Origin of the sequence: Streptomyces sp. CBMA156 (assembly GCF_014596515.1) — a bacterium.
Lineage (GTDB): Bacteria > Actinomycetota > Actinomycetes > Streptomycetales > Streptomycetaceae > Kitasatospora.
Genome location: NZ_MSJQ01000400.1, coordinates 1 through 7418 on the forward strand (window position 1 = coordinate 1; position 7418 = coordinate 7418).

Annotated in this window: 5 protein-coding genes and 1 pseudogene; 1 reads left to right on the plus strand and 5 read right to left on the minus strand. The window is 75.1% G+C overall.

Features of this window, described 5'->3' with window-relative positions; all coding sequences use genetic code 11:
• Positions 1-295: 295 nt before the first annotated feature.
• A complete protein-coding gene (locus BU198_RS35700) occupies positions 296-502 on the minus strand; it encodes a hypothetical protein (RefSeq protein ID WP_188300971.1) in 207 nt (68 codons plus the stop codon).
• A 180-nt stretch (positions 503-682) separates the two neighbouring features.
• On the opposite strand from BU198_RS35700, the gene BU198_RS35705 reads away from it, so the two are divergent.
• Entirely contained in the window at positions 683-3079 is a 2397-nt protein-coding gene (locus tag BU198_RS35705) for a SpoIIE family protein phosphatase (protein WP_317620088.1), read from the plus strand.
• 74 nt (positions 3080-3153) lie between these two features.
• Here the strand turns inward: BU198_RS35705 and BU198_RS35710 are convergent, their stop codons facing one another.
• The 4 genes and pseudogenes from BU198_RS35710 to BU198_RS35725 all read right to left on the minus strand — a co-directional run.
• The gene (locus BU198_RS35710; protein ID WP_188296879.1) at positions 3154-3930 is read right to left on the minus strand and encodes an ABC transporter ATP-binding protein; all 777 of its coding nucleotides are present in this window, start codon (positions 3928-3930) and stop codon (positions 3154-3156) included.
• Entirely contained in the window at positions 3927-5777 is a 1851-nt protein-coding gene (locus BU198_RS35715) for a dipeptide/oligopeptide/nickel ABC transporter permease/ATP-binding protein (protein WP_223244286.1), read from the minus strand. The genes BU198_RS35710 and BU198_RS35715 overlap by 4 nt, the downstream gene beginning before the upstream one ends.
• A 6-nt stretch (positions 5778-5783) precedes the next feature.
• Entirely contained in the window at positions 5784-6770 is a 987-nt protein-coding gene (locus BU198_RS35720; protein WP_188296878.1) for an ABC transporter permease, read from the minus strand.
• Positions 6767-7418, minus strand: a pseudogene (locus BU198_RS35725) (ABC transporter substrate-binding protein); the annotation flags it as partial. The pseudogene BU198_RS35725 and the gene BU198_RS35720, both read right to left, overlap by 4 nt.

Below are 7418 nucleotides of genomic sequence, written 5' to 3' on the forward strand. Positions count from 1 at the left end.
CGGTGTCGGCGGCCGTGTCCGCCGGGGCGGCGGAGGGCGCCGACGGGTGGTCGGGGGAGGCGGCCTGGGCGGTGAGCGGGGTGGCGAGGGCGAGTGCCAGCAGGACGGCGGTGGCCGTGGCGGGCTTCCCTCGGCGGGGCAGTCGCATGACTGTCCTCCTGTGGGGGTCCGTGAAAGCGGAGCGGTGGAGGAGGTGAGGCGCGCGCCAGCATGATGGTCCGTCAATGTCATGTGTTCGTCAAGACGTTCGGAGAGGGGGTGCGGCGGCGGAGACCGGCACCCCCGGTCCGGCGGCTCAGCGGCTCTTGGTCAGCACGGCCTCCGTCCAGCCCCTGAACAGGGTGATCAGGGTCGAGCAGCGGGCGACGCCCCCGGGAAGGGCGGGCAGCAGGACCAGCGCGGGCAGGCAGACCGCGATCACCATGACCAGGGGGACCAGCCCCAGGGCGACGATGAGGGTGCGCTGGCACGCGGCCAGCCGGTGCAGGGCGGCGGGAAGCATCGATTCTCCTTCGACTGCGAGGACTTGGGTTCACCGACGCGGGTTCACCGGTGTGAGTTCACCGACGTGGGTTCACCGCCTACGCTTTCGTGCGGCGCGGGCGTTGCGCCACGGGCAACGCGTTGCCGATCGGCGGCAACGGCGTGGCGGGCGGGCACGGCTGTGATCGGGGAGTCGCGGGTGTTGGATCGGCACAGGGACGTCTCGGAGCCCTTCGGCCCGCCGGAGGCGGAAGTCCGGGCGTTCATCGAGTTCATCGGCCGGCTCTTCGCGGTCCTGGACACCACGCTGACCCGCTACGCGGCCCGCTGCAACCGTGACAAGGGTTCCGTCTCGCGGTACTTCACGGGCCAGCGCATCGCCCCGAAGGAGTTCGTCGACGAGTTGCTGCGCCATGTCGGGGAGCTGGGCGGCCAGTCGGTGACCGCCGAAGTCCAGGACCAGGCGCACCACTTGAGGATGGAGGCGTTGCGGGTGCGCAACGCCTCGCGGCATGACGTCGAACAGCTGCGGGACAAGCTCGGATCCGCCGAGCGGGAGCTGCACCTGGCGAGCGTGCGCGAGCGGCACCTGCTGCGTGCGCTGGAGGCGACCGAGGCGCAGGCCCACCAGGCCGAGCAGCGCTACCGGCAGCTGGAGGCGGACTGGGCCGCGGCCCGCTACGCCTCGGGTGCCGTCGGCGCGCTGGAGCTGTACGAGGAGCCGGGCGGGGCGAGCGGGGTCAGAGACGAACTACTGGGCCTCAAGGCGGAGTTGGAGGCGCTGCGGACCGAGCTCGCGCGTGCGCAGTCGCTCAAGCACGTGGCGGAGGAGCGCTGTGTGCGGCTGGAGGCCCGGCTGCTGGCGGCGGAGGCGACGCTCGACGCCGAGCGTGCCGCCGGGCGGCTCAAGCCGCCGCACGTGGAGCTGGAGTCCGTGCGGATGGCGCTGAACCGGGAGTTCGGGCAGCGGGTGGAGCGGTCGCTGGACCTGGCGACGGTGGCCGGGGAACTGTCCGGCCTGCTGGTCCGCCGGGTGGCCGACTTCGTCTCGGTGGACCTGGTCGCCGGGCTGACGGACGACGCCGAGCTGCCCACCGGCAGGCCGGACGGCCGTACGCTGCTGCGCCGGGTCTCGCTGGCCTTCACCCCCGGCGCCGAGCAGTGGAACGACGAGCCCGGCGAGGGGACACTGCTGACCGCGCCCGGCGCCACTCCCCAGGGCCGGGCCCTGCAACAGGGCGCCCCGGTGCTCGTCCCGGTGATGAGGCCCGGGACGACCGCCCGGGGGACGGCCGCCTCGGACGCCGGTGCCGCCTCGCTCTCCGGGGCGGCCGGAGGCTCCGTCCTGGCACTGCCACTGGGCGTCCGCGGCACGGTGTTCGGCGTGGTCACGCTGGTCCGTCAGGCCGGCCGGGGGCCCTTCGGCCACGGCGACGCGGACCACCTCCAGGACCTCGTCGTCCGCGCGGCCCTGTCCATGGACATCGCGCGCCTGCACGGCGCGGAGCTGAAGGTGGCGGCCACCCTCCAGCGGTCGATGATCCCGGAGCTGCCGCCCGCGATCGCCGGCATGCGGCTGGCCCACCGCTATCTGCCCGGCGAGCGCCGGGGCGGGGTCGGGGGCGACTGGTTCGACGCGTTCCAGCTGCCGGGCAGCCGGGTGGCCCTGGTGGTCGGCGACGTGATGGGCCGCGGCCTCCACGCGGTGCAGACCATGGCGCGGCTGCGCGCCGCGGTCCACGCCCTGGCAGGTCTCGACCTGCCGCCGGGGCAGCTGCTGCGCCACCTGGACAACCTGGCCCACAAGCTCGGGCCCGAGCACCTCGCCACCTGCCTGTACGCGGTCTACGACCCGATCAACCGCACCTGCGAACTGGCCGGTGCCGGCCACGTCCCCCCGGTGCTGGTACGTCCGGACGGCACCAGCGAACTGCTGAGGATCCCGTCCGGCGCACCGATCGGGGTCGGCGGAGTGCCGTTCCTGACCGCGGCCGTCGACGTCGTGGACGGGTCGATGCTGGTGCTCTGCACGGACGGCCTCGTCGAGGTCCGCGGCGGGGACACGGGCGTGGGCCTGGCCGCGCTCTGCGGCAGCCTGATCGACCCGCGGCAGAGCCCCGAGCAGGCCTGCGACGCCCTTCTGGACCGCCTCCAGCCCGGCGACCGGGAGGACGACATCGCGCTCCTGGCGGCGCGTCTCACCGGGATCCCGCCGGCCGACGTGGCCACCTGGCAGCTCGAACCCGAGCCGGACGAGGTGGCGCGGGCACGACGGCTGGTGGTCGGACAGCTCGCCGCCTGGGGTCTCGAAGTCCTCAGGGACACCACCGAGTTGCTGGTGTCCGAGCTGGTGACCAACGCCATCAGGGTGGCGCGGGACCGGGTGCAGCTCCAGCTGATCAGGGCGGACCGGCTGCTGGTGGAGGTCAGCGACGACAACCACAACCTGCCCTCGCTGAAGCCCGGCGAGGTGTGGGAGGAGATCGGCCGCGGCCTCACGCTGGTCGCCCAGCTCGCCGAGCGCTGGGGCACCGCCCGCAAGGCGGTCGGCAAGGTCGTCTTCTTCGAGCTGCCGCTGCCCCCGCACCGGAGGTAGGCGGCACCTCGGCGGCACCTCGGAGACATCCCGGAGGCATCCCGGGCGGCTGCGGCCCGGTGGCGGAACGCGGATCAGGACGGTGGGGTGCGCAGGCTCGGTACGGAGGCGAGCAGGGCCCGGGTGTACGGGTGCCGGGGGTCGCGCACCAGGTCGTCGGTCGGGGCCGTCTCGACGAGACGGCCGCGGTGCATGACGGCCACCACGTCGGAGACGTAGCAGACCGCGGGCAGGTTGTGGCCGATGAACAGCATGGTCAGGCCCAGCCGGCGCTGGAGGCGGCGGATGGTGTTGAGGACGGACGCCTGTACCGAGACGTCGAGGGCCGAGGTGATCTCGTCGGCGATCAGGAGGCCGGGGCCGACCGCGAGGGCGCGGGCGATGGCCACCCGCTGGCGCTGCCCGCCGGACAGGTGTCCGGGCAGCCGGTCGGCGAGTCCCGGATCGAGGTCGACGAGGGCGAGGAGGGCGTCGACGCGTCCGGTCCTGGCGTTCCGGTCGAGCCGGTGGTGGGCGGTGGCCGCCTCGGTGAGGGCCTGGCGGACGGTCATCCTGGGGTTCAGCGCCGTGTCCGGGTCCTGGAGGACGACCTGGACACGGCGGCCGAGGCGGCGCCGGGCCCGCACGGTGTGGCCGCGCAGCTCCTGCCCGTCGAGCAGGATCCGGCCGCCGTGCACCGGTGTCAGCCCGACGATCGCGCGGGCCAGGGTGGACTTGCCCGAGCCGGACTCGCCCACCAGCCCGAGCGTCGTGCCGGACGGCACGTCCAGGGAGACGCCGTCCACCGCGGTGACCTGGCCGTGCGCGCCGTGGTGGCGGACGGTGAGGTCGTGGACCGTCAGGGCGGTCACGAGGCCACCGCCGGTGCGGGCAGCGGGTGCCAGCAGGCCACCCGGTGGGCGGGGTCGAGGACGGCGAGCGGCGGAGGCTCCTCGGCGCAGCGGTCCTGCCGGTGCCCGCAGCGCGGCTGGAACGGGCAGCCGGGGGTGGGCGCGAGCGGGTCGGGCGGGGCGCCCTCGACGACCGGCAGGGGCCGGTCGCGGTCGGTGCCGAGGTCCGGTACGGACTCGACCAGTGCCCGGGTGTACGGGTGCCGGGCGGCGGTGGCGAGCCGGTCCGAGGGCAGGCTCTCGACGACGGTCCCCGCGTACATCACCAGGACGCGGTCGCAGAACTCGCCGACGAGGGCGACGTCGTGGCTGATGAACAGGATCGCGGTCGAGGTGTCCCGCCGGATGTCGGAGAGCAGGCCGGTGATCCGGCGCTGCACGGTGACGTCGAGGGCGGTGGTCGGCTCGTCGGCGATGATCAGTCCGGGCCGCACCATCAGGCCGGCGGCGATCGTCACGCGTTGGCGCTGGCCGCCGGAGAGCTGGTGGGGACGGGCCCGCAGCACGGTCGGGGGCAGTGCGACCCGGTGCAGGGCGGCGGTGGCCTCCAGCAGGGCCTGGGCGCGGTCCGCGCCGCGGTGGGCCCGGACGGTCTCGGTGAGCTGGGTGCCGATCCGCAGCGCGGGGTTGAGCGCCGACGCCGGGTTCTGGAAGATCATCGCGAGCCCGGTGGCGAGGTGGCGCCGGCGGTCCCCCGGCCGCATGGTGGCGAGGTCGGCGCCGAGCAGGCGCAGGGTCCGCCGGGACACCCTGGCCCGGGCGGGCAGCAGGTCGGCGACGGCGAGTGCGGTGAGCGACTTGCCGGAGCCGGACTCGCCGACGAGTCCGACGATCTCCGCGGCCCGCAGGGACAGGCTGACCCCGCGGACCGGCCGGATCACCCCGTCCCTGGTGGGCAGTTCGACGACGAGGTCCTCGATCTGGAGCACCAGGCCGTCCTCGGAGGGACCGCTGGGGGTGGTCGGCGGCGGAGCCGTACGGGGGGCCGGGCCGCGCCGTGCGACGGCCGCGGCCAGCACCTCGCCGAGCAGCTGGAAGGTCAGGGCCGCGTAGAGGATGGCCAGGCCGGGCGCGAGGGCGGGCAGCGGCTGTCCGTAGACGCGTTCGAGCCCCTGGTTGAGCAGCTGTCCCCAGTCGTATCCGGGCGGCTGCACGCCCAGGCCGAGGAAGCTGAGCCCGGAGAGCGCGACGAGCGAGGTGCCCGCCGCCGTGGTGGTGCTGAGCAGCAGCGGCTCGGCGATGTTGGGCAGGACGTGGCGCAGCAGCAGCCGGTGCCGGCGCAGGCCGAGGACGCGGGCGGCGGCCAGGTGGTCGGTGCCCGCGACGGCGGCGGCGAGGGTCTGCGCGAGGCGGGCGAAGCCGGGGACGCTCGCGAGGGCGAGGGCGAGCAGCGCTCCGGTGGCGCCCGCGCCGAGGACGACCGCGAGGAACAGGGCGACCAGGAGCGCGGGGAAGGCGAGCAGGAGGTTGATCAGCGCGCCGAGCCACCGCCGGGTGCGCGGGCCGAGGACGGCGGTGGCCGCTCCGAGGAGGACACCCGCGCCGGCACCCAGCAGGGTGGCCGCCAGGGCGAGCAGCAGGGAGGGCCGGGTGGCGGCCGCGACCCGGGCGAGCAGGTCGCGGCCGAGGTTGTCGGTGCCGAACGGGTGGGCGGCGGACGGGCCTTGCAGCACCACGGAGGGGTCCGGGCGGTCGGCCGCGGCGCCGCAGACCAGCGGGCCGAGCAGGGCGAGCAGGAGCAGCGAGGCGAGCATGGCCGTCGCGGCCCAGGCCATCGGCGAGCGTGGCCGTCCCGGGGGCATCCGCATGGGTCGTCACATCTCCCTGATGGCCGTACGCGGGTCGAGCAGCGCCAGCAGCACGTCGACCAGCAGGCCGGCGAGCAGCACGGTGGTGCCGAGGATCAGCACCATGGCCTGGACCACGGGGTAGTCCTGGGCGACGACGGACTGGGCCATCGCGGAGCCGATGCCGGGCCAGGCGAACACCTTCTCGACCAGGACGGTGCCGGCGATCATCGCGGGCAGCAGGCTGCCGGCGACGGTGAGCGAGGCGGCCGCCATGTTCGGTGCCGCGTGGCGCAGGTAGCGGCGGGCGGGTGACAGCCGCTTCCCCCGGGCGGTGCGCATGTAGTCCTCGGCGAGTACCTTCAGCGCCTCCACCCGGACGATGCGCACGAGGACGGCGGTGGGCGCGAGGGAGAGCGCGACGACGGGCAGGACGAGGGAGCCGGCGCCCGCGGTGCCCGCCACGGGGAGGAGCCGGAGACCGACCGCGAGCAGCGCGGTGAGGCCGGCGGCGAGGACGAAGTCCGGCACCCCGGCGAGCCCCGCGGTGACCGCCGTGAACGCCAGCTCGGTGCGCGGGTGTCGTCCGTCGCGGGTGTGGACGGCGGCGAGCAGCCCGCCCGGCAGGGCGACGGCGAGGGTGACGAGGAAGGCGAGCAGCGCGATCTGCAGGGTGGCCGGGAGCCGGGTGCGGACGAGCTCCGCGACCGGTGTGCCGGTGACCAGCGAGGTGCCGAGGTCGCCGTGCAGGAGGCCGTCCAGGTAGTGCCGGTACTGGCTCGGGAAGGGCTGGTCGAGGCCGAGCTGGTGTCGGCGGGCGGCGACCAGGGCGGGGGAGGCGTCGATGCCGAGGGCGGCGCGTACCGGGTCGCCGGGGACCAGCCGGACCATCGCGAAGGAGGCGGTGAGCACGACGCCGAGGGAGACGGCGAGCCGGGCGGCGCGGCGGCCGAGGAACACCGTCCACGGGTGGCGCGGGAACCGGGGCGCGGACCTGACCGGGCCCCCGGTCACCGGTGCAGCCGGATGCTGGTGGGGACGAGCTGGCCGCCGTTGGCCGTGCTGAAGGTGGTGCGGTACCCGTAGAGGGTGCTCCGGCCGTCGGCGATCGGCAGGGCGTCGGCGGAGCGGAGCAGTGCGGCCGACGCCCGGTTCCAGGTGTCGCAGCCCGCGGTGTCCGGTTCCCGGAGGGCCTGGGCGACCAGCGCGTCGTACCCGGGGTTGGCGATGGCGGAGAAGTTGAGGCCCTGGGCGGGGGCCGGGCCGGAGAAGAACGGGACGAAGCCGGACGGCAGCGGGAACCCCGGGGTGCTGCCCATCGTGATGTCGAAGTCCCCGGTCTGGTACATCGCGCTCACCAGGGCGGGCAGGCTCTCGGTGACGAGCCGGACGTCCGCGCCCAGCTGTGACCAGGTCCGGGCCATCAGCTCGGCGACGGAGGACAGGGTGGGGCCGAGTTCCGCGCTGGTGACGATCCGCAGCCGCAGTTGCCGGCCGTCCTTGACGAGCCGTCCGTCGATGTCACGGACCCAGCCGGCGGCTCGCAGGGCGGCGACGGGGTCCCCGGTGGGCAGGTTGGCGGCGGCGAGGTCCGCGTGGCAGACGCCGCCCTCGGCGCCGAAGTCGGCGGCGGGGCGGCCGGTGCCGCCGACGGCGACGTTG

Coding starts and splice junctions, on each gene's coding strand:
- BU198_RS35700 (WP_188300971.1), bottom strand. CDS start 502: ATGCTTCCCGCCGCCCTGCACCGGCTGGCCGCGTGCCAGCGCACCCTC.
- BU198_RS35715 (WP_223244286.1), bottom strand. CDS start 5,777: ATGCGGATGCCCCCGGGACGGCCACGCTCGCCGATGGCCTGGGCCGCG.